The organism is Frigoribacterium sp. Leaf164 (genome assembly GCF_001423665.1).
Taxonomy (GTDB): domain Bacteria; phylum Actinomycetota; class Actinomycetes; order Actinomycetales; family Microbacteriaceae; genus Frigoribacterium; species Frigoribacterium endophyticum.
This window is the reverse complement of the sequence record NZ_LMOX01000001.1, coordinates 286,669-309,985: the sequence shown is the minus strand read 5'-3', so window position 1 is coordinate 309,985 and position 23,317 is coordinate 286,669. Positions and strand designations below refer to the sequence as shown.

Annotated in this window: 30 protein-coding genes; 13 read left to right on the top strand and 17 right to left on the bottom strand. The window is 75.4% G+C overall.

The window, feature by feature from the left end; genetic code table 11:
* Window positions 1–31: 31 nt before the first annotated feature.
* From ASF82_RS01425 to ASF82_RS01410, 4 genes are read left to right on the top strand one after another with little or no spacing between them, the layout of a single operon-like run.
* Window positions 32–1,060, top strand: coding sequence for an iron-siderophore ABC transporter substrate-binding protein (locus ASF82_RS01425; RefSeq protein ID WP_056052442.1), 1,029 nt, complete (start codon window positions 32–34; stop codon window positions 1,058–1,060).
* The gene (locus ASF82_RS01420; RefSeq protein ID WP_200931959.1) at window positions 1,060–2,103 is read left to right on the top strand and encodes an iron ABC transporter permease; all 1,044 of its coding nucleotides are present in this window, start codon (window positions 1,060–1,062) and stop codon (window positions 2,101–2,103) included. The genes ASF82_RS01425 and ASF82_RS01420 overlap by 1 nt, the downstream gene beginning before the upstream one ends.
* Complete coding sequence (locus tag ASF82_RS01415; protein ID WP_235491129.1) at window positions 2,100–3,218, top strand: iron chelate uptake ABC transporter family permease subunit; 1,119 nt, start codon at window positions 2,100–2,102, stop codon at window positions 3,216–3,218. The genes ASF82_RS01420 and ASF82_RS01415 overlap by 4 nt, the downstream gene beginning before the upstream one ends.
* On the top strand, window positions 3,215–4,030 hold the full coding sequence (locus ASF82_RS01410) for an ABC transporter ATP-binding protein (RefSeq protein ID WP_056052440.1): 816 nt from the start codon (window positions 3,215–3,217) through the stop codon (window positions 4,028–4,030). Before ASF82_RS01415 ends, ASF82_RS01410 begins: the two co-directional genes overlap by 4 nt.
* 96 nt (window positions 4,031–4,126) lie before the next feature.
* Here the strand turns inward: ASF82_RS01410 and aztD are convergent, their stop codons facing one another.
* Genes aztD through aztB form a run of 4 tightly spaced genes read right to left on the bottom strand, consistent with a single transcriptional unit; the run spans window position 4,127 to window position 8,583 of the window.
* Window positions 4,127–5,392, bottom strand: coding sequence for a zinc metallochaperone AztD (gene aztD, locus ASF82_RS01405; RefSeq protein ID WP_056052437.1), 1,266 nt, complete (start codon window positions 5,390–5,392; stop codon window positions 4,127–4,129).
* A 28-nt stretch (window positions 5,393–5,420) separates the two neighbouring features.
* Window positions 5,421–6,359 carry a zinc ABC transporter substrate-binding protein AztC gene (gene aztC / locus ASF82_RS01400; protein WP_056052434.1) on the bottom strand — a complete coding sequence of 313 codons (939 nt, stop codon included), beginning with the start codon at window positions 6,357–6,359 and terminating at the stop codon, window positions 5,421–5,423.
* Window positions 6,356–7,687 (bottom strand): hypothetical protein, encoded by a 1,332-nt coding sequence (locus ASF82_RS01395; RefSeq protein WP_056052430.1) that lies wholly within the window; start codon window positions 7,685–7,687, stop codon window positions 6,356–6,358. The genes aztC and ASF82_RS01395 overlap by 4 nt, the downstream gene beginning before the upstream one ends.
* Window positions 7,684–8,583, bottom strand: coding sequence for a zinc ABC transporter permease AztB (gene aztB / locus ASF82_RS01390; protein WP_156369881.1), 900 nt, complete (start codon window positions 8,581–8,583; stop codon window positions 7,684–7,686). The genes ASF82_RS01395 and aztB overlap by 4 nt, the downstream gene beginning before the upstream one ends.
* Before the next feature lie 42 nt (window positions 8,584–8,625).
* On the opposite strand from aztB, the gene aztA reads away from it, so the two are divergent.
* The gene (aztA, locus tag ASF82_RS01385) at window positions 8,626–9,321 is read left to right on the top strand and encodes a zinc ABC transporter ATP-binding protein AztA (protein ID WP_235491128.1); all 696 of its coding nucleotides are present in this window, start codon (window positions 8,626–8,628) and stop codon (window positions 9,319–9,321) included.
* Between the two features lie 101 nt (window positions 9,322–9,422).
* Here the strand turns inward: aztA and ASF82_RS01380 are convergent, their stop codons facing one another.
* From ASF82_RS01380 to ASF82_RS01370, 3 genes are all read right to left on the bottom strand, one after another.
* Window positions 9,423–10,217, bottom strand: a complete 795-nt coding sequence (locus ASF82_RS01380; protein WP_056052424.1) for an SDR family NAD(P)-dependent oxidoreductase — start codon at window positions 10,215–10,217, stop codon at window positions 9,423–9,425.
* Window positions 10,218–10,317: 100 nt separating this feature from the next.
* Complete coding sequence (locus ASF82_RS01375; protein WP_056052422.1) at window positions 10,318–10,617, bottom strand: transcriptional regulator; 300 nt, start codon at window positions 10,615–10,617, stop codon at window positions 10,318–10,320.
* Entirely contained in the window at window positions 10,614–11,063 is a 450-nt protein-coding gene (locus ASF82_RS01370) for a hypothetical protein (RefSeq protein WP_056052420.1), read from the bottom strand. The genes ASF82_RS01375 and ASF82_RS01370 overlap by 4 nt, the downstream gene beginning before the upstream one ends.
* A gap of 137 nt (window positions 11,064–11,200) precedes the next feature.
* Between ASF82_RS01370 and ASF82_RS01365 the strand changes: the two genes are divergently transcribed.
* From ASF82_RS01365 to ASF82_RS01355, 3 genes are all read left to right on the top strand, one after another.
* A complete protein-coding gene (locus ASF82_RS01365) occupies window positions 11,201–11,839 on the top strand; it encodes a TetR/AcrR family transcriptional regulator (protein WP_056052417.1) in 639 nt (212 codons plus the stop codon).
* Between the two features lie 39 nt (window positions 11,840–11,878).
* The gene (locus tag ASF82_RS01360) at window positions 11,879–12,823 is read left to right on the top strand and encodes a hypothetical protein (RefSeq protein WP_056052414.1); all 945 of its coding nucleotides are present in this window, start codon (window positions 11,879–11,881) and stop codon (window positions 12,821–12,823) included.
* 174 nt (window positions 12,824–12,997) lie between these two features.
* Entirely contained in the window at window positions 12,998–13,570 is a 573-nt protein-coding gene (locus ASF82_RS01355) for a hypothetical protein (protein WP_056052411.1), read from the top strand.
* Window positions 13,571–13,664: 94 nt separating this feature from the next.
* Here the strand turns inward: ASF82_RS01355 and ASF82_RS01350 are convergent, their stop codons facing one another.
* From ASF82_RS01350 to ASF82_RS01315, 8 genes are all read right to left on the bottom strand, one after another.
* Window positions 13,665–14,078, bottom strand: coding sequence for a hypothetical protein (locus tag ASF82_RS01350; protein WP_056052408.1), 414 nt, complete (start codon window positions 14,076–14,078; stop codon window positions 13,665–13,667).
* A 71-nt stretch (window positions 14,079–14,149) separates the two neighbouring features.
* The gene (locus ASF82_RS01345) at window positions 14,150–15,052 is read right to left on the bottom strand and encodes an Asp23/Gls24 family envelope stress response protein (protein WP_056052405.1); all 903 of its coding nucleotides are present in this window, start codon (window positions 15,050–15,052) and stop codon (window positions 14,150–14,152) included.
* Between the two features lie 147 nt (window positions 15,053–15,199).
* Window positions 15,200–15,805, bottom strand: coding sequence for a hypothetical protein (locus tag ASF82_RS01340; protein ID WP_056052402.1), 606 nt, complete (start codon window positions 15,803–15,805; stop codon window positions 15,200–15,202).
* On the bottom strand, window positions 15,802–16,383 hold the full coding sequence (locus ASF82_RS01335; protein ID WP_056052398.1) for a DUF6286 domain-containing protein: 582 nt from the start codon (window positions 16,381–16,383) through the stop codon (window positions 15,802–15,804). The genes ASF82_RS01340 and ASF82_RS01335 overlap by 4 nt, the downstream gene beginning before the upstream one ends.
* The gene (locus ASF82_RS01330; RefSeq protein WP_056052395.1) at window positions 16,380–16,733 is read right to left on the bottom strand and encodes a hypothetical protein; all 354 of its coding nucleotides are present in this window, start codon (window positions 16,731–16,733) and stop codon (window positions 16,380–16,382) included. Before ASF82_RS01330 ends, ASF82_RS01335 begins: the two co-directional genes overlap by 4 nt.
* Complete coding sequence (locus ASF82_RS01325) at window positions 16,730–16,918, bottom strand: DUF2273 domain-containing protein (protein WP_056052392.1); 189 nt, start codon at window positions 16,916–16,918, stop codon at window positions 16,730–16,732. Before ASF82_RS01325 ends, ASF82_RS01330 begins: the two co-directional genes overlap by 4 nt.
* Complete coding sequence (locus ASF82_RS01320; protein WP_056052389.1) at window positions 16,915–17,352, bottom strand: Asp23/Gls24 family envelope stress response protein; 438 nt, start codon at window positions 17,350–17,352, stop codon at window positions 16,915–16,917. The genes ASF82_RS01325 and ASF82_RS01320 overlap by 4 nt, the downstream gene beginning before the upstream one ends.
* Before the next feature lie 173 nt (window positions 17,353–17,525).
* The gene (locus ASF82_RS01315) at window positions 17,526–18,527 is read right to left on the bottom strand and encodes a helix-turn-helix transcriptional regulator (RefSeq protein WP_056052386.1); all 1,002 of its coding nucleotides are present in this window, start codon (window positions 18,525–18,527) and stop codon (window positions 17,526–17,528) included.
* A 300-nt stretch (window positions 18,528–18,827) separates the two neighbouring features.
* Here ASF82_RS01315 and ASF82_RS01310 point away from each other — a divergent pair, with 300 nt between their 5' ends.
* Genes ASF82_RS01310 through ASF82_RS01300 form a run of 3 tightly spaced genes read left to right on the top strand, consistent with a single transcriptional unit; the run spans window position 18,828 to window position 20,532 of the window.
* Complete coding sequence (locus tag ASF82_RS01310) at window positions 18,828–19,493, top strand: RNA polymerase sigma factor (RefSeq protein WP_235491127.1); 666 nt, start codon at window positions 18,828–18,830, stop codon at window positions 19,491–19,493.
* Entirely contained in the window at window positions 19,490–20,143 is a 654-nt protein-coding gene (locus ASF82_RS01305; RefSeq protein WP_162240245.1) for an Asp23/Gls24 family envelope stress response protein, read from the top strand. Before ASF82_RS01310 ends, ASF82_RS01305 begins: the two co-directional genes overlap by 4 nt.
* Window positions 20,140–20,532 (top strand): hypothetical protein, encoded by a 393-nt coding sequence (locus tag ASF82_RS01300; RefSeq protein WP_056052380.1) that lies wholly within the window; start codon window positions 20,140–20,142, stop codon window positions 20,530–20,532. Before ASF82_RS01305 ends, ASF82_RS01300 begins: the two co-directional genes overlap by 4 nt.
* Before the next feature lie 36 nt (window positions 20,533–20,568).
* Here ASF82_RS01300 and ASF82_RS01295 read toward each other — a convergent pair whose 3' ends face one another.
* Window positions 20,569–21,192 (bottom strand): DUF6226 family protein, encoded by a 624-nt coding sequence (locus tag ASF82_RS01295; protein WP_056052377.1) that lies wholly within the window; start codon window positions 21,190–21,192, stop codon window positions 20,569–20,571.
* A gap of 129 nt (window positions 21,193–21,321) precedes the next feature.
* On the opposite strand from ASF82_RS01295, the gene ASF82_RS01290 reads away from it, so the two are divergent.
* The gene (locus ASF82_RS01290) at window positions 21,322–21,867 is read left to right on the top strand and encodes a cysteine hydrolase family protein (protein ID WP_056052374.1); all 546 of its coding nucleotides are present in this window, start codon (window positions 21,322–21,324) and stop codon (window positions 21,865–21,867) included.
* Window positions 21,868–21,952: 85 nt separating this feature from the next.
* Here the strand turns inward: ASF82_RS01290 and ASF82_RS01285 are convergent, their stop codons facing one another.
* Complete coding sequence (locus ASF82_RS01285) at window positions 21,953–22,264, bottom strand: helix-turn-helix domain-containing protein (protein ID WP_056052370.1); 312 nt, start codon at window positions 22,262–22,264, stop codon at window positions 21,953–21,955.
* 111 nt (window positions 22,265–22,375) lie between these two features.
* Here ASF82_RS01285 and map point away from each other — a divergent pair, with 111 nt between their 5' ends.
* On the top strand, window positions 22,376–23,152 hold the full coding sequence (gene map / locus ASF82_RS01280; protein WP_056052368.1) for a type I methionyl aminopeptidase: 777 nt from the start codon (window positions 22,376–22,378) through the stop codon (window positions 23,150–23,152).
* The last annotated feature ends 165 nt before the right edge of the window (window positions 23,153–23,317 follow it).

Here is a 23,317-nt window from a genome sequence, read left to right as displayed (position 1 = left end):
GGGCCCCTGCACCCGTCCCGGAAGGACACCCATGCCCCGCACCACGCGCCTGCTCGCGATCAGCGCAGCATCCGCCCTCGCCCTCGGCCTCGCCGGGTGCTCCGCCGACGCCGGCGACTCGACCGACGCCTCCTCGGGGTCGTCCGGGTTCACGCCGATCACGATCGAGCACGCCCTCGGCACGACGACGATCGAGACGAAGCCCGAGCGCGTCGCCACGGTCGCCTGGGCGAACCACGAGGTGCCGCTGGCCCTCGGCGTCGTGCCCGTCGGGATGGCCGCCGCGAACTTCGGCGACGACGACGGCGACGGCCTGCTGCCCTGGGTCGAGGAGAAGCTCACCGAGCTCGACGCCGAGACCCCCGTGCTCTTCGACGAGACCGACGGCATCGACTTCGAGGCCGTGGCCGACACCGACCCCGACGTCATCCTCGCCGCGTACTCGGGCCTGACGCAGGAGGACTACGACACCCTCAGCGAGATCGCGCCCGTCGTCGCCTACCCCGAGACCGCGTGGGGCACCGCCTGGCGCGACATGATCGAGCTCAACAGCGAGGCCATGGGCATGGCCGACGAGGGCGAGCAGCTGGTCAGCGACCTCGAGTCCGAGATCAGCGACACCGCCGACGCCCACCCCGAGCTCGCCGGCACCTCGGCGATGTTCCTCACCCACGTCGACACCGGCGACCTCAGCGAGGTCAGCTTCTACACGACGCACGACACCCGCGTGCAGTTCTTCGACGACCTCGGCCTCGAGCAGCCCGGCAGCATCACCGAGGCCAGCGACGCGACCGAGCTGTTCTCGCTGACGCAGAGCGCCGAGCAGGCCGACGCGTTCGACGACGTCGACGTGATCGTCACCTACGGCGACGAGACCCTCGTCGACGCCCTCGAGGCCGACCCCGTGCTCTCGCAGATGCCCGCGGTGAAGAACGGCGCCATCGTCGCCCTGCCCGGCACCACCCCGCTCGGCACGGCCGCCAACCCGACGCCGCTGTCGATCTCGTGGATCCTCGACGACTACGTCGACCTCCTCTCGCAGGCCGCCGCGAAGTCGTAGTGACCACAGCCCCCCCGCTGCCCGCCGCGGGCGTCGCCGTCGTGCGACGCCCGCGGCGTCTGCGCGCCGTCTGGCTGCTCGTGCTGGTGGCCGTGCTGGTCGGCGTGGTGCTGCTCAGCGTGACGGTCGGCTCGCGCGACGTGTCGCTCGCCGACGTGTGGGCGGCCCTCGGCGGCGCGACCGACGGCTTCGACCGCGCGTCGGTCGCGAAGCGGGTGCCGCGCACCGTCCTCGCCGTCGCGGCGGGCGCGGCCCTCGCCGTCTCCGGCGCCGTGATGCAGGGCGTGACGCGCAACCCCCTGGCCGACCCGGGGATCCTCGGGGTCAACACCGGCGCCTCCCTCGCCGTCGTCGCGGGCATCGCGTTCTTCGGCCTCAGCGCCTCGACCACGACGATCTGGGTCGCCGTCGCGGGCGCCGGCGCCACGGCGCTGGTCGTCTACGCGATCGGCTCGCTCGGCCGGGGCGGGGCGACGCCGCTCAAGCTCGCGCTCGCCGGCGCGGCCACCTCGGCGGCCCTGGCCTCGTTCATCACCGCGATCGCGCTGCCCCGGGGCGACATCGCGTCGAGCATCCGCTCGTGGCAGATCGGCGGGGTCGGCGGCGGCACCTGGGCGAGCCTCGAGCAGGTCGCGCCCTTCCTCGTCGTGGGCGTCGTCGTCTGCCTGCTCTCGGCCAAGGCCCTCAACTCCCTCGCCCTCGGCGACGACCTCGCAGCCGGCCTCGGCGAGCGCGTCGCCGTCGCCCGCGGGGCCGCCGCGCTCGGCGCCGTCGTGCTCTGCGGGGCGGCCACCGCCGTCACCGGCCCGATCGGCTTCGTCGGCCTCGTCGTGCCGCACGCCTGCCGGCTGCTCACCGGCGTCGACCACCGCTGGCTGCTGCCCTTCTCGGCCGTCGCCGGCGCCGTGCTGCTCACGGGCGCCGACGTCGTCGGCCGCGTCGTGGCCCGCCCGGCCGAGATCGACGTCGGGATCGTCACCGCCCTGATCGGAGCGCCCGTGTTCATCTGGATCGTCCGACGCTCGAAGGTGAAGGCCCTGTGAGCGCGCCGACCGACCTCCGGGCGTCGACGCCCGTGCCGCCCCGCGGCGCCGGCGGCGAGCCCGCCCGCCCCGGCTCGAGCCGCCTCGACGCCGTCGCCGCCTCGGTCGCCGCGGGCCGTGCCCGGCGGGGCCGCCGACGCCGCGCCGTGGTCGGCGTGCTCGTCGCCGCCCTCGTCGTCGTCTTCGTGCTGAGCCTCATGGTCGGCCGCACCTTCTACGGGCCCGGCGAGGTGCTGGGCGTGGTGCTCGGGCAGGACGTGCCCGGCGCGACGTTCACGGTCGGTCGCCTCCGCCTCCCCCGCGCGGTGCTCGCCGTGGCCGCGGGCCTCTGCTTCGGCCTCGGCGGCGTGACCTTCCAGACGATGCTCCGCAACCCGCTCGCGAGCCCCGACATCATCGGCATCAGCTCGGGGGCCAGCGCCGCCGCCGCCTTCGCCATCGTGACGCTGTCGCTCGACGACGGCCAGGTCTCGGCCTTCGCCATCGCCGCCGGCCTCGCGGTCGCGGTGCTCGTCTACCTGCTGTCGAAGCGCGGCGGGGTCGCCGGCACTCGGCTCGTGCTCGTCGGCATCGGCGTCGCCGCGATGCTCGACAGCCTGACGGCGTACGTGCTGTCGAACGCGGCGCAGTGGGACCTGCAGGAGGCGACCCGCTGGCTCACCGGCAGCCTCAACGGCAGCAGCTGGCCCCAGGTCGTGCCCGTGCTCGTGGCCCTGGTCGTGCTGACGCCGCTGCTGCTCAGCCGGTCGCGCGACCTCGCGGCGACGCAGCTCGGCGACGACGCTGCGTCGGCGCTCGGCGTGCGGGTCGACCGCACGCGCCTCGTGGTCATCGTCGCCGCGGTCGGGCTCATCTCGTTCGCGACGGCCGCCTGCGGGCCGATCGCGTTCGTGGCCTTCCTCTCCGGGCCGATCGCGGCCCGCCTGGTCGGGCCGAGCGGCTCGCTGCTCGTGCCGTCGGCCCTGGTGGGCGCCCTGCTCGTGCTCGTCGCCGACGTCGTCGGGCAGTACGCGCTCGGCACGCGCTTCCCGGTCGGGGTCGTCACGGGCGTGCTCGGCGCTCCGTACCTGATCTGGCTCATCGTCCGCACCAACCGATCGGGAGGCTCCCTGTGACCGCCGACCACACGCTCGACGCCGAGCACCTCACCCTCGGCTACGGCGAGCTCACCGTCGTCGACGACCTCAGCCTCGTCGTGCCGCCCGGGCGGATCACCGCCATCGTGGGGGCCAACGCCTGCGGCAAGTCGACGCTCCTGCGGTCGATGTCGCGCCTCCTCAAGCCCCGGTCGGGCCAGGTCGTGCTCGACGGGCGCGAGGTGCACCGCACCCCGGCGCGCCAGCTCGCCCGCACCCTCGGCCTGCTGCCGCAGTCGCCCGTCGCGCCGGAGGGCATCACGGTCGCCGACCTCGTCGGCCGCGGCCGCCACCCGCACCAGGGCCTGCTCTCGCGCTGGAGCAGCGACGACGACCGCGCCGTCGCCGAGGCGCTCGAGGCCACCGAGACGACCGCCCTCGCCGACCGGTCGGTCGACGAGCTCTCGGGCGGCCAGCGCCAGCGCGTCTGGATCGCCATGGCCCTCGCCCAGCAGACCGACGTGCTGCTGCTCGACGAGCCGACGACCTTCCTCGACGTCAGCCACCAGGTCGAGGTGCTCGACCTGCTGACCGACCTCAACCGCCGTCGCGGCACGACGATCGTCATGGTGCTGCACGACCTCAACCTCGCGGCGCGCTACGCCGACCACCTCGTCGCCCTCGCGGCGGGCCGGGTGCACGCCGCGGGCGCCCCCGCCGAGGTGCTGACGGAGGACTGCGTCCGAGCCGTGTTCGGCCTCGACAGCCGTGTGGTCGCCGACCCCACGACGGGCGCGCCGATGATGCTCCCGCTCGGGCGGCACCACGTCGTCGCCGAGCCGACGGCCTGAGGCGCGGGCGCTCCACGACGGACGGACCCCGGGGAGGCGCGCTGCCGGTCGCACCGGCACCGCGCCTCCCCGGGGCGTCGGCTCGTCGCTCGGGCGTCAGCCCGTGACGACGGCGATCTCGTTCGGCGCGGCCGGCAGCTCGGCCGAGGCCAGCACCTCGCCGGTCGCCGCGTCGACGCGGTGGATCGAGCGCGTCGACGCGTCGGTCACGTACGCCGAGTCGCCGACCACGGTCAGGCTCGGGTGCGAGTCCTGCCACTCGGCCGGGCCCGTCCACGGGTCGATGACCGGCCACGAGTCGGTGGCCTCGCCGGTCTGGCCGTCGAGGCGGTGCAGCGCCCCGTCGGTGCCGAGCACGAGCACGTCGTCGTCGGCGGTGCGGGCGACGCCCTTCCAGGTGTAGGCGACGCCCTCGGGCAGGTCGACCACGCTCGACGACTTCGCCGCGGTGTCGACCATCGTCAGCTGCGTGAGCTCGTAGCCCTCGGAGTCGGGGTCCGAGTTGTAGTCGCCGAACATCACCGGCGACGAGTCGGTGACGTACGCGTTGCCCGTGCGGCCGTAGGCGTCCGCGGCGGGCAGCTTGGTGAACGTGCCGTCGTCGTAGACCAGCACGCCGTCGCTGCAGCCGAACACGGCCACCTCGTCAGCCGTCGTGCCCTCGCCGTGCACCGACGGGCACTCCTCGCTGCGCGCGACCTCGTCGCGGTCGGCGTCGAGCGCCCGCACGCCGGTTCGGCCCTCGCTGTCGCCGATGGTCGTCAGAAGGGTGCCGTCCTCGAGTTCGATCGAGACGCCGTGGTGGGCCTCGGGCGCCGGGATCTGCTCGGTCTCGGGCAGCTCGCCGGTCGACGAGGCGTCGAGCAGGTCGGCGGTGTCGAAGACCGTCGTCTCGCCCGTGCCGTCGGAGAAGAGGATCGTCTTGTCGCCGTGGCGCACGACGTGGCCGGGGGTCGGAGCGTCGAAGACGAGGTCGGTCAGCTCGGGCTCGGCGACGCGGTGCTCGCCGTCGGCCGTGGTCCAGGCGCCCGTGTCGAGCACCTGGAAGCCGTCGGTGGTGGAGACGAGCACGTGGCGCCCGTCGCCGGACGAGTTGACGCGGTTGAAGCCGGCCAGCTCGATGTCGGCCCGCTGCTCGAGGGTGTCGGCGTCGAGCACGAGCAGCCCGCCGTCGTAGGTGAGGGCCACGCGGGGCTGCGCGGCGGAGGCGGTGGTGCCGCCGGCCTCGGAGCCCGCGCCGGCCTCGGCGTCGGTGCCCGCGCCTCCCGAGCAGGCGGTGAGGGCGAGGGCCGCGCCGGCCGTGAGCGCGAGCCCGGCCAGGCCTCGACGGCGTCGCGGGTGTCGCTGGTGTCGCTGGGTCATGGGGTCCTTCCTTCGGGGTGGCGGCCGGTCAGGGAGACAGGCCGTGCGAGATGAGCTGCTCGTTCGAGCGCATCATCTCGAGGTACGTGGCGGCGCCCCCGCCGGGGGCGCTGAGCGACTCGGTGTGCAGGGCGACGACCTCGACGTCGACGTCGGCCTCGTCGGCGAGCACCTGCACCAGCCGGTCGGGCTGGGACGAGTCGGCGAAGATCGTGGCGACCCCCGCCTCCTCGATCGCGTCGGTGAGGTCGTCGAGGTCAGAGGCGCTCGGCGCCGCCAGGGTCGTGCCGCTCGGCAGCACCGCCCCGACGACCCGGAAGCCCCAGCGCTCGGCGAGGTAGCCGAAGACGTGGTGGTTCGTCACGAGCGCGCGGCGCTCGGCCGGGATCGCCGCGAACGTCGCGGTCAGCTCGGCGTCGAGCGTCTCGAGCTCGGACCGGTAGGAGGCGGTGGCGGCGGTCAGGCGGTCGACGTCGATCCCGTCGACCTCGGTCGCCAGCACGGGCTCGAGCCCGTCGACGACGTCGAGCACGCGCCCCGTGTCGGTCCAGAGGTGCGGGTCGGGCTCGCCCTCCGCGTCGCCGTCGACGTAGGCGAGCGGCTCGATCAGGTCGCCCGCCTCGACGACCGGCACGCCCGCCGCCCCGGCCGCGTCGACGTGCTGCTGCAGCCCCTCCTCGAGGCCCAGGCCGTTCGAGACGACGAGGTCGGCGTCGAGAATCTCGGCCGCCTCGCGGGCGGAGATCTCGACGGAGTGCGGGTCGGCGCCCGGGGGCATCAGGGTGACGACGTCGACCTGGTCGCCGACGAGCTCGCCGACGACGTCGCCGAGGATGTTCGTCGTCACGACGACGCGCGGCCGGTCGCCGGTGCCGGCGGTGCCCGGGCCGGCGGCCGTGCAGCCGGCGGCGGCGAGCAGGGCACCCGCCGCGACGGCGGCGGCGAGGGCGGTGCGCGCGGCGCTCATCGGCCCGTCTCCACCAGGAGGCTCGCCGGCAGGGCGAAGCTGCGCGCGACGCGGGCCGCGTCGGCGTGGTCGATCTCGTGCACCTGGCCGGTCGACGGCGAGGCCACGTAGCTGCGCGAGGCGTCGACCTCGAGCCGGACGCCCTCGGGCAGGGCACCGTCGACGAGGTCGCCGGCGAGCAGCGGCTCGGTCTGCGCCACGAGCCCGTCGGGCGACAGGACGACCACGCGCCCGGAGGCGTCGACCCCGACGACCGTGTCGTCGGGGTCGCCGACCGCGGTCGCACGCAGCAGCGGTTCGGGGGTCTCGATCAGGGTCCAGGCGCGGGCCCGCGCGTCGAGCAGCCAGGCACCGCGGGTGCCGGCGACGGCCGCGAGGGCGGGTCGGCCGGGGCGCTGCTCGAACGCGGTCGCGACGTCGGCGGGCGCGGTGCCCGCGGGGTACGGGATGCGCTCGACCACGGCGGACGAGCCGTCGTCGCCCTCGGTGACCAGCAGGGCGCCGTCGGAGCAGCCCACGACGACGCCGACCCGGGTCGCGGCGGCGCCACGGAGGTCGGGGCAGGAGGCGACGCTACCGTCGACCTCGTCGCCCTCGGCCGTGCGGACACGGACGGCGTCGGCCACGTCCTCGCCGGCGGCGCCCGTCGCAGTGCTCGCGACCAGCAGGCCGCCGAGCGGCACGAGCACGCCCTCGGCACCGAGTCCCTCGACCCGCGCCCGCTCGTCGAGCTCGCCGTCGGCCAGCGCCTCGCCGTCGAGCACGACGCCCGTCCCCGAGCCGTCGAAGGCGACGGCCGTGAGCGAGGCGCTCGAGGCGATGCGCGCCTCCCCCGCTCCGTCGCCGCCGTCGATCTCGCCGGGCTCCGCGACGACGCGCGGGTCGGCCAGGTAGTAGTGGGAGTGGTCGCCGTGCGGCACCGTCCACGCCCCGCCGTCGACGAGGGTCACGGCGCCGTCGTCGGTCGACGCCAGGACGTACCGGCCGTCGGTGCCGAGCCGGGTCGCGTCGACCCCCTCGGCGAGGGTGACGCTCTGCTCGGTGGCCGGGTCGAAGGCGGTCAGGGCGCCGTCGGCGAGGGCCACGAGGCGGAGCTGCGGCTCCTGGAGCTCGTCGGCGCCCTCCACGAAGCCGTGGCCGGCCCCCGAGGTGGCGGTCGCGGCGGCGTCGGGGTCGGCGGCGGCGTCGGCGGTGTCGGCCGCCGGGCCGCTGCCGCACGCGGCGAGCGCGAGCGCGGACGCGACGGCCACGGGCAGGAGGAGGGCACGGCGACCGACGGTCGACGAGCGGGCGGGGCGGCGGGAGGTGCGGGCGGGGCGCGAGGTCACGGGTGGACCGTCTCCTTCGGGGTCGGGGCGGGCAGGGCGGTCGACGCGCCGTGCGCGTCGGAGGTGGAGGAGGGGCGCCGGAGGCGCGTGGCCGTCGCGCGGACCGCCGCCGACACGGCCGTGAGGGCCACCGCGACGAACGCGATGCTCGCGCCGGCCGCCGTGGAGGCGTGCCACGAGACGAGGAGCCCCACGACGACGGCGACGGCGCCGAGGGCGGCGGCGAGCAGCATCGTGGTCGGGATGCGGCGCATCCAGTGGCCGGCCGCGACCGCGGGGCCGAGCAGCAGGCCGACGACGAGCAGGCTGCCGACGGCCTGGTACGACGCCACCACGACGAGCGTGACCAGCCCGATCAGCACCACCTGGGCGAGCTGCGGCCGGAGGCCCGAGGTGCGCGCCACCCGGGGGTCGAAGGCGAGGGCGACGAACGGTCGGTGGAAGGCGACGACGACCGCGACCGCGACGACGAGGGCGACGGCCAGGAAGCCCAGGTCGCCGGCGTCGATCGCGAGCACGTCGCCGAAGAGCACGGCGGTGAGGTCGGTGGCGAACGACCGGGAGCGCGAGACGATCACGACGCCGAGGCTGAGCAGGGCGACGTAGAGCAGGCCGATGGCCGTGTCGGGCGAGACCCGCGAGCGGCGGGAGGCGATGCTCACCCCGGCGGTCATGACGCTCGCGCTGACGGCGGCGCCGAGCACCGGCGGCAGGCCGAGCAGGGCGGCGGTCGCGACGCCGGGCAGCACCCCGTGGGCCATGGCCTCGCCGAGGAAGGCCGCGCCGCGGACGACGACCCAGGTGCCCACGACTCCGCACAGCGCGGCGACCAGCACGCCGCCGACGAGGGCGCGCAGCAGGAAGGCCGTGGAGAAGGGCTCGAGGAGGAACATCACCCGGCGACCCTACATGAAAACGATTCTCGTTATGATTCTCATGTGACTGCCTCAGATCTCGCCGACGCCCTCCTCGACCCGACCCGCGCCTCCCTAGGCCCCTACGCCCCTCCCCTGGCTCGTCTGGTCGGCGTGACGGCCCGCCACGACGGGGCGGTGGCGCTCGACGACGTGTCGGTCGACGTGCCACGGGGGCGGCTCACCGTGCTCGTCGGGCCGAACGGCTCGGGCAAATCGACGCTGCTGAGCGTGCTGGCCGGGACGCACGACGACCTCTCGGGCACCGTCGTACGGCCCCGCGGGCGGACGACGGCGGTCGTCGTGCAGCGGAGCGCCGTCACCGACCGGCTGCCGATCACGGTGCGCGAGACCGTGTCGATGGGGCGCTGGGCCGACCGCGGCGCGTGGCGCCCGCTGCGCCGGAGCGACCGCGCGATCGTCGACGAGAGCCTCGAGGCGCTCGACATAGTCGGGCTCGCCGGGCGTCCGCTCGCGAGCCTCTCGGGCGGTCAGCGCCAGCGCGCGCTGGTCGCGCAGGGGCTGGCCCGGCGAGCCGAGCTGCTGCTGCTCGACGAGCCGACCGCCGGGGTCGACGCGGCGGCGACGGCGGCGATCCGGCGGGCGGTCGCCGTGGAGCTGGCGCGCGGGGCGACGGTCGTCGAGGCGACGCACGACGCGTCGCTGCGCGGGCGCGATGTGGCCGTGGTGCACCTGGTCGACGGGCGGCGCGTGCACTGAGCCGCGGCGGCGCCCCGACGTCGAGGTGACTCGTCCTGGGCCCTCGCGCTCGTCGAGGCCCCGGGACGCGTCACCTCGACGCCGCGCCCGCGCGCCCCGCCTCAGGGCAGGATCGAGTCGACGTACCCGCCGTCGACCCGCAGCGCCCCGCCCGTCGTGGCCGAGGCGAGCGGCGACGCGAGGTACACCACCATGTTCGCGATCTCCTCCGGCTCGATCAGCCGCTGCAGCAGCGACTGCGGCCGGTGCTCGACCATGAAGCGGTGCTGCGCCTCCTCCCACGGCAGGTCGCGGGGCACGAGCTCGTAGACGAAGTCCTCGACGCCGTCCGTGTGGGTCGGCCCGGCGATGACCGAGTTGACGGTGACGCCCGTGCCCGCCGCGGCCTTCGCCAAGCCGCGCGACACGGCGAGCAGCGACGTCTTCGACATGCCGTAGTGGATCATCTCGGCCGGCGTCACGATCGCCGAGTCGCTCGCGATGTTCAGCACGCGGCCCCAGCCGGCGCCGGTCATGCCGGGCAGGTAGAGGCGGGTCAGGCGCACGGCCGACAGCACGTTCACCTCGAAGTAGCGCCGCCACTCGTCGTCGTCGATCGAGAGCGGGTCGGCCGAGCCGAAGACGCCGAGGTTGTTGACGAGCACGTCGACCTCGGGCACGAGGCCCTGCACCGCGAGCGCGCCCTCCGCCGTCGAGACGTCGCCGGGGGCGGCCGTGAAGGAGGCGCCCGGTGCGTCGTCGAGGAGCCCCGCGATCGCGTCGTCCACGCGGGAGGCGGTGCGCCCGTTCACCGCGACCGTCGCGCCCGAGCGGGCGAGGCCGAGCGCGATCGCGCGGCCGATGCCCTGGGTCGAGCCCGTCACGAGGGCGGCCTTGCCGGTGAGGTCGATCTGCACGGGGTGGTCCTTCCGTCGGGGCGGCGAGGGCGCCGCCGCCCCATCGTGCACCCGCGGGCGGTCGAGGCGCGGGCGGTCGGTCGAGACTCGGGCGGTCGGCTCAGCCGGCGGCGATCTCGCGGAGGGTCGCCAGGTGCTCGGCCCACGCCGTCCGCCCCGCCGCGGTGAGCGACAGCGTCGTGCGCGGCCGCTTGCCGACGAAGCCCTTCTTGACCCTGACGAAGCCGGCCGTCTCGAGCGTGCTGATCTGCTTGCTGAGGGCGGAGTCGGTCACCTGCACGGCGTCGCGGAGGTCGCCGAAGTCGAGCTGGTCGGCGGCCGCCAGCGCGGCGGTGATCGAGAAGCGCACCGGCTGGTGCAGCACCTCGGAGAGGCGGAGTCGCGGGTGCGGATCGCTCATCGCCGGGCCTCCCGGGCCTCGACGGCCGCGAAGCCCACGGTGATCGCCATGAGGGCCGCGGCCAGCAGGCACGTCGCGACGACCGCCTCCCCCTGGGAGCCCGCGACGACGATCATCGCCGGCACGTAGACGACGAAGAGGGCGACGATGAAGCCGATCCAGCGGCGGGAGGCGCCGGCGGCGGTCGAGCGCATCACCGCGAGCTGGAAGACGACGACGACGAGCACCCACGCGAGGAGGCCGACGAGGGCGACGAGGTAGTTCGCGCCGGCCGTCAGGCCCATCGCGAGGGTGCCCATCGAGACGGCGGTGCCGAGCGAGAGCATCACGGCGACGGCGGGCCAGCCGGCCGCGGCGGTCGTGAGCCGGCCGGTGGCGCGGGCCTCGGCGAGCAGGCGGCGGGCCTCGTCGGGGCTGGGGGCGGAGGCGGGGGTCTCGGTGTTCATGACGGGGCTCCTTCGGTGGTGGCCGGGCCTCGGTGCCCGTCCGTCTGCCTCCACACTAGGCAAGTACTTTCCACTTTAGCAAGTACTTTCCGCGAGCTGATCACCGGGACCGTCCGCACCGCCGGTACCCTCGGACCGTGCCCCCGACCGCCGACGCCGACGCCCCCGCCTCCGCGGGCGACCGGCCGACCCGGGGCCGCCCCGCCGAGATCGACCCTGCGGCGCTCGCCCGCACCGCCGTCGCCCTCTTCGAGGAGCGCGGCTACGACGCGGTCAGCATGGCCGACGTCGCCGAGGCGGCCGGCATCGGGCGCCGCAGCCTGTTCCGCTACTTCCCCACGAAGGCCGACCTCGTCTGGGACGGCGCCGAGCCAGTCGGCGACGAGATGCAGCGCAGGCTCCGGTCGAGCCCGCCCGGCGGCGACCTCCTCCGGGCCTACGGCGACGCGTTCGTCGCGGGCCTCGCGGTGCCGGCGCTCGACCTCGCCGCGACGCGGGCCCGGCTGCGCATCATCGCGGCGCACCCCGAGCTGCTGACGCAGGTGGGCTCGCGGATGGGCAGCCGCTCCACGACGCTCGCGGCGTTCATCGCCGAGCGCCGGCCCGACCTCGTCGGGACGGTCCGGATCGTCGTCCTCGCCGACGCGCTGAGCGCCGCCACGTACGCGGCCCTCCGGTGGTGGGCCGTCGAGAGCGACGACGAACGACCCGACGCCGCGATCCGCGAGGCGCTCGAGGCGCTGGCCGACCTCGCCCGGCCGCCCCGCGACTCCTGACCCGCCGGCCCGCCGCTCGCTGCGCGCTAGCGTGGGCCGATGGACTCCACGCCCTCACGTGCCCGCTGGGACGACCTGCCCGTCGAGCTGCGAGAGGCGGTCGCCGGGGTGCTCGGCAGCCCCGTCGTGACCGCCGTCAGCCAGGTCGCCGGGTTCTCACCGGGCAGCGCCGACCGCGTCGTCGCCGCGGACGGCCGCCGAGCTTTCGTCAAGACGGCCGACCGGCGCCGCAGCCCCGAGACGGCCGACCTGCACCGACGAGAGCTGGCCGTCGCCGAGGCGCTGCCCGCCAGCGTGCGGGCCCCCGCCCTGCTGGGGTCGTGGGTCTCCGACGACTGGGTCGCGCTCGTCCTCGACGACGTCGAGGGGCGGCACCCCGGGGAGGCGCGCGACGGCTCCGACGTCGACGCCGTCCTGGACGCGTTCGCGACGCTGCCCGTGGCCCGGGGGTCGATCGCGTTCGAGGGCCTGCCCGAGGCCGCCGACGAACTCGGCGGCGAGGCGGCCGGCTGGGACCGGCTCGAGGCGGACGGTGCGCTCGACGCGCTCCCGGACGAGGTGCGCCGCGACCTCCCGGAGCTCCGTGCGGCGGCCGCGCGGGCCGCCGAGGCCGCCGCGGGCGACCACCTGCTGCACCTGGACGGCCGCGCCGACAACGTGCTCGTCGACGCCGACGGCACCGCGTGGCTCGTCGACTGGCCGTGGGCCGCGATCGGCGCCCGCTGGATCGACGGCGTCCTCTACCTCCTCGACGTGCTCGTGCGCGGCGAGCGCGTCGACGTCGAGGCCGTCCTCCGCTCGCACCGCCTGCTGGCCGACGTGCCCGCTGACGACGTCGACGCCGTGCTCGCCGCCGTCGCGGGGTCGTTCTTCGACAAGGCCCGGCGACCGGCACCCGAGGGGATGCCGACCCTGAGGGCGTTCCAGCACCACGAAGGAGTCGTCGCCGCTGGCTGGTGGGCAGACCGCCGGGCGGCACGCTGACGGTGACGGCGCTGGCCGACCTCGCCCAGCCGCCCCGCGGCTCCTGACCCGCCCACGATCGAGCGGTCACGATCTGCTCCGATCCGGATCGGGGCGGAGCAGATCGTGACCACTCGGCGCCGCTGCGCTAGCGTCGGGGCGACGGGCCGGGGGCCCGACAGCGGGGAGCAGCAGATGACCGACGACGACCGGGGGCCGGAGGGCCTCCCCGACCTCTCGACCCTCCCGCCCGCGCTCCGCGGCGGCGGCTGGCGCGGCACCGTCGGCGCCGTGCCGCTGACCGTCGGGCGGTCGCTCGCCGCCGTGGCCTCGGGCGTCCTCGCCGGCCTCGCGACCGTCGTCGTCGTGCTCCTCGTGGCCGTCGTCGCGGCGCCGAGCGGCTGGGAGGGGCTGGGCGCCGTGCTGCTGGCCCTCGCCGGCGGCATCCTCGTCGCCTGTTTGGTCGCCGCCCTCGTCGTCAGGGCGTTCGTCCGGACGCGCCAGCGGGGCAGCCGCTTCTCGGGCGTCTTCTCCGCCGCCCTCGCGGTGCTCCTCGTCGCCCAGGTGGCCCTGATCGCCGGGGCGGGGTCGGGGCTGCTCACCGGGCCGGCCGCCGATCTCCGCCTGCTCGACTGGGTGCTCGTCCCGATGCTGTGGACGGTGCCGGCGGCCGCCGCCGGCGTCGTGCGGGCTCGGGTCGTCGCCGCGGTCGCGGGCGCCGGTGCGCTCGTCGTCGTCGCGGTCGTCCTCCTCCGCCTCACGACCTGACCCCCGCCCCACGTCCGAGTGGTCGCGATCTGCTCTCCCCCGGGGCGGGCAGGAGCAGATGGCGACCACTCGAGGCCGGTGCGGGAGGCGCGGGTCAGCCGCCGACGCCCGCCCGCGCCACGAGGTCCTGGATGAAGGGCCACACGTCACGGGCCTGGTCGACCCCGGCGAGGGCGGTGGCGAAGAGCGGCCAGAGCGACACGAGCAGCGTCGAGACGACCGCCGCCACCGCCAGCACCCACGCCAGGGCGCCGTGCCGGGAGAGGAACACCAGGCCGAGCAACGCCAGCGCGAGCAGGAAGCCCACCGCCGCCGCGCCCGCGATCGACCCGACGGGCACGTCGAGCGCACCGGCGGTGCCGCCGTCGGCCGCGCCGATCAGGGCGAGCACGGGCACGAAGACCCCGCCGACGACGAGCAGGCAGACCACCAGGCCGGTGGCGAGGGCCCACCAGACCGCCCGGGGGCGGTGCGGTCGGCGGCTGGTCGTGGTGCGTCGTCCGAACATCGTCGTTCCTCCTGCGTGCGGTCGGGTCAGGGCGGGTCGGTCAGGGCGTGCCGGGTCGGGGCGGGGCCGGGTCAGGCCCGGCGGGCGTCGTCGTCGGCGGCGGCGGCGCGGGCGGCGTCGGCCGCGGCCTCCGCGGCGCGGGCAGCCGCCTCGGCGGCGTCGACGGCCGCGTCCGCGGCGTCGCGCTCGGCGTCGACGGGGCCGGTGCGGTCGCCGTCGTCGCCGTGACCGTCGGCCGCGCGCTCCCACTCGACGGCGGCGGCGTCGTCGTGCGTGACCGGCTCCGCCTTCGGGTCACGGGCGGAAGCGTCACGGGCCGCGGCGTCGCGGGCCTCGCCGGACGCGTCGTCCACCGCGTCGGCCGTGCCGTCGATGGCGTCCGCGATCGCGGTCCGCGCCGAGTCGGCGAGGTCGGAGGCGCGCTCACCGAGCGACCTCGGGTCGTCGGCCGGTGCGCCGTCCTCGACCCGCGACTCCTCGTTGTCCGCCCCACGGCGCGGCTCCGCGTCGTCAGCGTCGGGCGACGCGTCGTCGGCGGCAGGGGCGACGTCGTCGAACGGGCCGTGCACGTCGACCACCGACACGTCGACCGAGACCGGCTCGCCATCGAGCTGGCCGACCGCGTGGCCGACCTGCGTGCGCACCTTGTCGGCGAGCTCCGTGACGTTGGTCGGGTACTCGGCCACGAGGGCGACGTCGACCTGCAGGCCGGTCGACGCCTGCGTCACGGTCACGCCGGTCACGCCGCCCGCGCCGAGGCGCGACCGGACGACGCCGACGAGGCGTGCCGAGGGGGTGCCGAGCGCGTGGACGCCCGTCGTGCCGAGCACGGTGAGCGCGATGGTGCGCTCGAGGGCGGCCTCGGGCGACGAGGCGTCGACGGGCCCGAGGGAGTCGAGGTCGATCCGGGTGACGTGGTGGGTGGCGCTGGTGCTGGTGCTGGTGCTGGTGCTGGTGCTGGTGCTGGTGCTCATGGTGCGGCCCCTTCTCGGGCGGTCGGCCGCGCGGGCGGCTCGGAGTGGAGTGCGGGTGGGGAGGTCGTGGGACCGAGAAGCGGCCCTCGCCCTCGGTCGAGGTCGAGGGCCGCGTCGGTGGTGCGGGTGCGTCGTGCCGGGCGGTGCTCAGTCGAGCCGCGTCGCTCCGGACATCTGCGTGCGGAGGCCGCCGTTGATCTGCACGACGACGGGGGTGACCGTGCCGAGCAGCTCGTCCCAGCGGGCCACGGCCTCGTCGACGGCGCGACGGAGGTCGACCGGCGAGGCACCGCGGCGGGCGTCGACGGTCACGCGGAGCACGTTCTCGCCCTTGACGCGGAAGGCGACGACGTCGGCGGCGAGGACGCCGGGCGTGCTGGACAGCGCCTCCTCCAGCACGTCGGCGGCGACCCGGGCGTCGACGACCACGTGGCCGCCGGTCGGCGAGTGGCTGCCCTCGGCCTCGGAGAGGTCGAGCAGGGTGCTGGTGCGCCCGCCGCCCTGACGGACGATGAACACGACGAGCAGGAGGGCCAGCACGAGGCAGGCCGCGGCCGTCACCCAGAGGATCCAGACCTGGCCGCCCGAGAGGGCGTCCGTGACCGGGCCGGTCGCGTCGGACGCGCCGTCGGAGACCGTCTGCTGCACGTCGGGCCACAGGGCGCCGACCGCGACGGCGGCGCCGGCGAGGAGGAGCACGAGGCCGACGACGAAGACGACGATGCGGTTCAGAGCGCGGTTGGTGTCGTTCATCGACCGACCTTCCCCTTCTTCTTGGACAGCTTCACGCGGGGGCGGAGCGTCGGCGAGTAGTCGTAGCTCGAGATCTCGCCGCGGACGGCCTCCTCGATGCTGCGCAGGTCGGCGGTGCGGCCCGACACGGGGTCGATCTCGACGAGCGCGACCTTCTTGCCCACGCTGACGCTCACCCGGTCGGGGTGGACGTCGCCGGCGAAGCTCGCCGTGCGGGCGAGCGACCGGGCGATGACCCGGTCGTCGACCACAGCGGCGGTGCGGTCCGCCGTGGCGGCGCGGCGACCGCGACGGCCGGGGGCGAGCGACACGACGATCAGCACGAGGCCGACGATCGCGACGACGGCACCGATCGCGGTGAGCGCTCCGACCGGGGCGCCGGCCGCGCCGAGCACGGCCGAGGCGGCGTCCGCCGGGGCGACGAGCAGGGGCGCGGTGCCGAGGGCCGCGAGCACGGACTCCGTGCCGATCCAGGCGAAGACCAGGACGAGCAGGACGGCCAGGGTCACGGCGACGCCCGACCTCGACGAGTGCGTCTCCCGCCGGAGGACGCGGCGGTAGGTGCTGCTGGTGCTCATGAGACCCGCCTCCTCTGGCTGAGCTCGGCGCCGGTGATCTGCAGGTCGACGCGTTCGACTTCGGTGCCGGTCAGCTGCAGGACGCGCTGCCGGATGGTGGACTGGGCCGACGTGAGCCGGTCCAGCAGGGTGCCCGCCGTGCGGTTCGGCACGCCGAGCGGGGTGAGCCGCACGGGGGCCTTGGCGACGAGGGTGAGCCCGCCGTCACGGTCGGACAGCTCCACGGACACGTCGGACGCCTTCGCGTCCAGTGCCTCCGCGGTGACGGCCGACACCACACGGCGCACGGCGCGCGACGTGATCACGGTGCGGCCGTGGAGGGCCTGGTCGGCCGTCACCGCCGCGGTCACGAGGACCGCCGCCCGCGGAGGGCGTCCGCGACACCGCGGACGTCCAGCTTGCCCTCGGTGAAGCGACCGACGAAGTAGCCGATCACGAGTGCGAGGGCGACCAGGAGGAGGCCTCCGAAGCCGAACTGCAGGGCCGTCAGCGCGAGGACCGCGCCGACGAGCATGCCTCGGGTGGTGGCGGTCACTGGACGCGGCTGTCGTCGGCGTCGTCGTTGTCGTCCGACGGGATGTAGACGTCGGAGACGGTCACGTTGACCTCGGTGACCTCCATGCCGACGACCTGCGAGATGGCGTCGGTGACCGACTTGCGGACGTCGTCGGCGACCTTCTGGAGCTCGACGGGGTACTCGGCGACGATGACGATGTCGGCCGCGACCTGCTTCTCGCCGACCTCGACCGAGACGCCCTGGCCGCGGTCCTGCTGGTTGATGGCGTTGCGGATCGCGCCGATGGCACGGGCGGCGCCGTTGCCCAGGTCGTGCACGCCGGGGACCTCACGGGCCGCGATGCCGGCGACCTTCGAGACGACGCCCTCGGCGATGGTGTTCTTGCCGGCGGCGTCGCCGGTGTGCTTGGCGGCAGCGGTGCTGGTGCTGGTGGCGGGGGTGACGTTGGTCATGGTCTGTCTCCTTCTCGTGCTGGTGGCGCCCCACCGGGTGGTGGTGCGGTGTTCCCGTCGGTGGGACTCATCATTCAGACGCATCGACGTGGTCAGGTGTCACGGTCGTTCAGGCTGCTGTCAGGAAGCGTGGTGAGGACACTCACTTCCCGGACATCTCGCCCGCGCTTCCGTCATCTCCGCAGGGTCTCCCGCGGCTGCTCGCCGAACCGGCGGGCGTAGGCGGCCGAGAACCGGCCGAGGTTGCCGAAGCCCCACCGGGTCGCGACGTCGGCGACGTGGACCTCCCGCGGGGCGGCGCGGAGCAGCTCGGCGTGGACGCGGTCGAGGCGGACCTGCCGCACGTAGGCCGCGGGCGAGGCCCCGAGCTGGCGGCTCATCGACTGCTGCAGGGTGCGGGGGTGCAGCCCCGCGGCCGCTGCGACGTCGGACGGCGTGATCGGCTCGTGCGCGTGCTCGTGGACGAAGTCCACGGCGTCGCGGAGGCGGCCCGGGCCGACCGAGCGGACGGTGGCGGGCACGTCCGAGACGCTCCAGGGGAAGAGGTCGAGGATCGCGTGGACGAGCACGAGCTGCGCCTCGGCACGGAGGAGCGGCGACGTGCCCACCTCGACGAGCGGGCCGGTGACGGCCGCCAGGGCGCGCCTCCACCCCTGCACGGCCTCGGGCGCCGGGGCCTCCGAGCCGTCGAGCACGACGAGCTGGGCCGGGCCGCCGTGGCGCTCGCGGGCGGTCTCCTCGAGGAAGGCCGGCTCGACCTGCACGACGTGCTGCACGTGGGGCGACAGCCGCAGCTCGTAGGGCAGCTCGGTGGGCAGCGGGAAGGGGTCGGAGGCGCGGCTGCGGTGACCGCCCCGGCGGTGGTCGACGGACCCGGCCCCCTCGCGGAACCAGCCGACGGCGTAGCGGTCGGGCCACGGCACCTCGCCGTGCAGCCGGCCGCCGAAGGTCGACGTGAGGAGGGTCACGCGACCGTCGTCGACCGACGAGCAGCGGTACGTGAACGGCTCGTCGACGGCCTGGGCCCGGAACCCGCGTCCGCCCCAGACCTGCTCGTAGTGCAGGCAGGCCTCGTCGGGGTCGGTGCCGGACGCGCTGGCCCGGCGGGGTCGGTCGGAGGCGCCCGGGCCGTCGGCGGGTGCAGGGGCGACGGTGAGCGTCTGGTACGTGGTCATGCTCGGTTCCTCTCCGGTGCGCACGCCCTCGGGCGGGCACCACTGACAGGACGTGCGACGTGGCAGGTTCGTCACGGATCCGTCGTGCAGTGAGGATGATTCGTGTCTGCGGACGGGATCGACGGGTCGCGTCGGCACCCCAGAAGACGGGCCGACAGGGCCGTCCGCCCCGACGCTCCCCGCACCCGGTGAGGAGGCGCGGGGCGGGAGCGCGGTCCGGGGAGCGTGGGCCGGGAGGCGCGGATCACGAGGCCCCCGGACTCGACCAGCGGCCAGGACGCGCCGCCCGCCCAGCCCGCCGTGGTAGCAACGACAGCAGCGTGGGTCACCCTCCCGCGCTCCGCCGCGGGCACGACGCCCCGCCCGGCGAGGTGCGCCGCACCCCGCCCGATCGCCCGGGAGGTCGACACCATCGCCGACGACCCGCTCCTCGACGCCTCGGACGGCACGCTCGCGACGCGCGCCCGGGACGGCGACGTGCACGCCTTCGAGGTGATCGCCCGGCGTCACGGCCCCCTGATGCGCGTGCTCGCCGGCCGGCTGCTCGGCTCCGACGTCGAGACCGACGACGTCGTGCAGGAGGCCTTCCTCGTCGCCTGGCGGCGGCTCGGCGACCTCGACGACCCGGGCACCCTCCGGGCCTGGCTGATGCGCATCGTCGGCAACCGGAGCATCGACCGGCTGCGGGTGCGCCGCGACCACGACGACGTCGACGCGTACGAGCGCCCGGCGCCGCGCTCGGAGGCCCCCGACCGACAGGTCGAGACGCGCCTCCAGCTCGACGCGATGTGGTCGGCCCTCGACAAGCTCCCCCTCGACCAGCGACGCTGCTGGTTGCTGCGCGAGACCGCGGGCTACTCGTACGCCGAGATCGCGCAGGCCCTCGACCTGCCGACCTCGACCGTGCGCGGGCAGATCGCCCGGGCACGGATCTTCCTGATGGGCGAGATGGAGGCATGGCGATGACACCGATCGACGACTCCCCGCCCCTCGACGCGGCAGAGCTGGTGGACGGCGTGCCCGTCGACGAGCTCGCCGACTACCTCGACCGCGGCCGGACGCCGCGCGACCCGCGCATCGAGGGGTCCGCCGAGTGCCGTCTGTACCTGCAGGCGCTCGACCGGGTGACGCGACTCTCGCACGCCTCCCTCGAGCGCGAGGCCGAGCGTGAGCCCGACCGCGACGACACCTGGATCACCGGCCTGCTCGAGACCATCCGCCACGAGGTCGTGGGCGGCCGCGACATCCCGGTCGGGCACCCCGACCCGGCGACGAAGCTCAGCGTCACCGAGGCCGCGGCGCGCGGGCTCGTGCGCCGCGCCGGCGACGACCTCGACGGGGTCCTGCTCAGCTCGACCTCGTTCGACGGCGACGTCGACACCGCGGGAGCGCCCGTCGTGGTGCGCGTCACCGTGGCGGTGCGCTACGGGCTCGACCTCAACGCCGTGGCCGACCAGCTGCGCGACCGCGTGGCCGCGACGCTCGGGCTGCACACCGAGCTCGCCGTGACCGCGATCGACGTGACCGTCGACGACGTGTGGCTGCCGGGCGACCGCGGCACCGGCCCCGGCGCCGGCCCCCACACCGGCACAGGGACAGAGGAGGCGCGGAGATGACCGACGAGATGGTGGACGCCCCCGAGACGGCCGAGACCGACCAGGCCCTGTCGCGTGCCCTGACCCGGGCCCTGCGCGGCACGCCCGGCGTCGTCGACGTCTTCGACGCCCACCCCGTCGTCGAGGCGGCGGTCACCCTCGTCGCCGAGGGCCTCGAGCTCGCCGAGCCCACCGGCCTCGTCGACGTCGACCGCTCCGGCGGCCTGCTCTCCGTCGCCGCGCACGTCGCCACCGACGTGGCGGTGCCCACCCCGCAGACCCTCGCCCGGGCCGCCGACGTGGTCCGTCAGACCGTGGCGGAGCTCGACGCCGGTGCCGACGAGGTCGTCGTCAGCGTCACGGCGCGTCTGGTCGAGGCGCCTCTCGAGGCGGCTCCGCCCGCGGAGTAGGTCGGGCGCTCTGGTGCGACCCCGCGAGGGCTCGGGTCAGCCGTCGTGCCGGCGAGGCGTCCAGCCCGCCCAGCGACCGTCGGGCAGCCCGGCGAGCGCGTCCTCCCAGCGTCGGAGCTCGGCCCGACGGACGCCGCGCGTCGGGGTCCTGCCCGACCAGGCGTGGCTCGACCGCGAGAGCGCCCACTCCGCCCGACCTCGCCTCCCGGCCTCGACCGTCTCGCGGACGCCGTCGCGGGCGAGCGCCAGCACGACCTCCTCCAGACCGTCGGCCACGTGCTGCCACGGCTCGTCGCAGAACTGGCAGCTGCAGAACGGGAAGGCGAACGAACTGAAGGCGCCGGCGGCCACGCCGACGACGCCGGGCTCGGTGCCGATGACGATGCACACCGTGACCTCCCCGGGGTGCACGGGAGAGATCCGGACGATGCGCGACACGGGCTCGGGCAGCCACCGTGCGTGCACCGAGGGGACCTCCAGCGGCGCGTCGACGACGACGTCATACTCGCGGGCGACGTGCTCGACGAGCGCCTGGGCCACGGCGGCGACGGGGCGGTAGGTCTCCGGATCGGCGTACGACGGGTCGTCGCCGAGGTCGGGGTCGGACGCCCGCGGGGAGAAGACGGTCCTGGCGAACGCCGGACGCACGTAGTCGGTCACGCCAGCGGACCCGAGGGGGTCTCGGTGACGACGACGGGGTGCATGCGTGCAGTCTCGCAGGCCCGTCGGCCTGCGGAGCCGCCCGCGGCGACGTTGCGGCGCACCGGCCCGCGCTGGGATGCTCGCGGCATGACCTCCGCCACGGCCCTGCTCGTCATCGACCTCCAGCGCGGCGTCGTCGTCGGGTGCGTCGACGCCGACGCCGTCCTCGAGCGGACCGCCCGTCTCGTCGACCGGGCGAGGGCGGAGGGCGTGCCCGTGGTCTGGGTGCAGGACCACGACGACTTCCCCGAGGGCACGGACGACTGGCAGCTGGCTCCGCCGCTCGCCCGGGCGGACGACGAGCCGCTCGTCCGGAAGGACCGCCGCGACTCGTTCGTCGGCACCGACCTCACCGCGGTGCTCGAGCGCCTGGGCGCGGAGCACCTCGTCGTCGCCGGCGCCCAGACCGACTACTGCGTCCGGACGACGACGCAGGCGGCGGCCGTGCGGGGCTTCGACGTGACCCTCGTCTCGGACGCGCACACGACCACCGACGCCGAGCACGACGGCGTCGTCATCACCGGCGAGCAGATCGTCGCCCACACGAACATGTACTTCGCGGGCCTCCGCTACCCGGGGCAGCACTTCGCCGTCGGGACGCACGACCGGGTGCAGCTGACGAGCCGCCGGTAGGTGCGGCGACCGGGAGACAGAACTCGTCTCCTCAAGAACGTGAGCAATGGCAGCCGTCGCCACGTCTCACAGCGCCGTGACGACGTCAGGAGGCGAGGGCCGGGTGACTGCCGGGGGTCTCGCTGCCGAAGAAGCTGCCTGGCGCCTCGGCGTCCGGCAGTTCGACGTCGGCCCAGAGTGCGTCGAGTGACAACCCCAGGATCCGAGCGACGGAGGCGATCGTCGCGAACGACGGCGTGGCGACGCGACCGGACTCGATCTTGCGGAGGGTCTCCGGCGAGATCCCCGCGGCCAGGGCGGTCTCGAGGAGGGGGCGCTCGCCCCTCGTGCGGCGCAGCACGGCGCCGAGCCGGCGGCCACGCTCGATCTCAGCGGGCGTGAGCGGGAGGCGGACCATGGGGCGATGGTAGCCGACGGGCTGCGGGACGGGATAGTCTTACCGGGATAACAATACCGCCGTGGACGGTGCGCCCTTCCCACCTCGACGGCCTGACCCCTGGGAGCCTCCGTGATCGAGATCCTCGCCCCGGCCGAGATCGACCGAGCCCGTCGGAGCGGGGCCCTGGTCGGCAGCATCCTCGACACCCTCCGCTCCCGGGCCGAGGTGGGCACCGACCTCCTCGAGCTCGACGCCTGGGCTCGCGAGCTCATCGACCGAGCCGGCGCCGACTCCTGCTACGTCGACTACGCCCCCTCGTTCGGCAGCGGTCCCTTCGGGCACCACCTCTGCACCTCCGTCGGCGACGCCGTGCTGCACGGCAGGCCCCGGGCGCAGCGGCTCGTCGACGGCGACCTGGTGACCCTCGACCTCGCGGTCTCCCTCGACGGCGTCGCCGCCGACTCCGCGGTGAGCTTCGTCGTCGGCCAGGCCGCACCCGAGGCCACCGCGCTGATCGAGGCGACCGAGCGGGCACTCGCCGCCGGCATCGCGGCCGTCCGCCCCGGTGCCCGGGTGGGCGACCTCTCCCACGCGATCGGCACCGTCCTGACCGACGCCGGCTACGCCGTCAACCTCGAGTTCGGCGGGCACGGCATCGGATCGACGATGCACCAGGACCCGCACGTCGCCAACGACGGCCGCCCCGGCCGCGGCTACCGCCTCCGACCAGGCCTGCTGTTCGCCCTCGAGCCGTGGGTGATGGCCGACACCGACCAGCTCGTGACCGACCCCGACGGCTGGACGCTGCGCAGCGCCACGGGGTGCGCCACGGCGCACAGCGAGCACACGGTGCTCGTCACCGACGACGGCGCCGAGATCCTCACGCTGCCGCCTCGCCGGTCCTGAATCCGGGAGTGGGGGCACGATGGCCGCATGTCCGACTCGACTGCCACGACGAATCCGCTGCGTGACGACTCCCTCTCCGTGCTCACCCGGGGCTACGGCTTCGGCGCCCGGCTGTGGGAGCGCACCCGGCTCGGGTGCGCGTGCCGTGCCTCTCCGGCTCCTCGG

What these genes read in the sequence shown, in the direction of transcription:
- ASF82_RS01425 (WP_056052442.1), top strand. Translation starts at nt 32, where the DNA reads ATGCCCCGCACCACGCGCCTGCTCGCGATCAGCGCAGCATCCGCCCTC.
- aztD (WP_056052437.1), bottom strand. Translation starts at nt 5,392, where the DNA reads ATGACCCAGCGACACCAGCGACACCCGCGACGCCGTCGAGGCCTGGCC.
- aztC (WP_056052434.1), bottom strand. Translation starts at nt 6,359, where the DNA reads ATGAGCGCCGCGCGCACCGCCCTCGCCGCCGCCGTCGCGGCGGGTGCC.
- ASF82_RS01375 (WP_056052422.1), bottom strand. Translation starts at nt 10,617, where the DNA reads ATGAGCGATCCGCACCCGCGACTCCGCCTCTCCGAGGTGCTGCACCAG.
- ASF82_RS01370 (WP_056052420.1), bottom strand. Translation starts at nt 11,063, where the DNA reads ATGAACACCGAGACCCCCGCCTCCGCCCCCAGCCCCGACGAGGCCCGC.
- ASF82_RS01360 (WP_056052414.1), top strand. Translation starts at nt 11,879, where the DNA reads ATGGACTCCACGCCCTCACGTGCCCGCTGGGACGACCTGCCCGTCGAG.
- ASF82_RS01355 (WP_056052411.1), top strand. Translation starts at nt 12,998, where the DNA reads ATGACCGACGACGACCGGGGGCCGGAGGGCCTCCCCGACCTCTCGACC.
- ASF82_RS01350 (WP_056052408.1), bottom strand. Translation starts at nt 14,078, where the DNA reads ATGTTCGGACGACGCACCACGACCAGCCGCCGACCGCACCGCCCCCGG.
- ASF82_RS01345 (WP_056052405.1), bottom strand. Translation starts at nt 15,052, where the DNA reads ATGAGCACCAGCACCAGCACCAGCACCAGCACCAGCACCAGCACCAGC.
- ASF82_RS01340 (WP_056052402.1), bottom strand. Translation starts at nt 15,805, where the DNA reads ATGAACGACACCAACCGCGCTCTGAACCGCATCGTCGTCTTCGTCGTC.
- ASF82_RS01335 (WP_056052398.1), bottom strand. Translation starts at nt 16,383, where the DNA reads ATGAGCACCAGCAGCACCTACCGCCGCGTCCTCCGGCGGGAGACGCAC.
- ASF82_RS01320 (WP_056052389.1), bottom strand. Translation starts at nt 17,352, where the DNA reads ATGACCAACGTCACCCCCGCCACCAGCACCAGCACCGCTGCCGCCAAG.
- ASF82_RS01315 (WP_056052386.1), bottom strand. Translation starts at nt 18,527, where the DNA reads ATGACCACGTACCAGACGCTCACCGTCGCCCCTGCACCCGCCGACGGC.
- ASF82_RS01305 (WP_162240245.1), top strand. Translation starts at nt 19,490, where the DNA reads ATGACACCGATCGACGACTCCCCGCCCCTCGACGCGGCAGAGCTGGTG.
- ASF82_RS01300 (WP_056052380.1), top strand. Translation starts at nt 20,140, where the DNA reads ATGACCGACGAGATGGTGGACGCCCCCGAGACGGCCGAGACCGACCAG.
- ASF82_RS01290 (WP_056052374.1), top strand. Translation starts at nt 21,322, where the DNA reads ATGACCTCCGCCACGGCCCTGCTCGTCATCGACCTCCAGCGCGGCGTC.
- ASF82_RS01285 (WP_056052370.1), bottom strand. Translation starts at nt 22,264, where the DNA reads ATGGTCCGCCTCCCGCTCACGCCCGCTGAGATCGAGCGTGGCCGCCGG.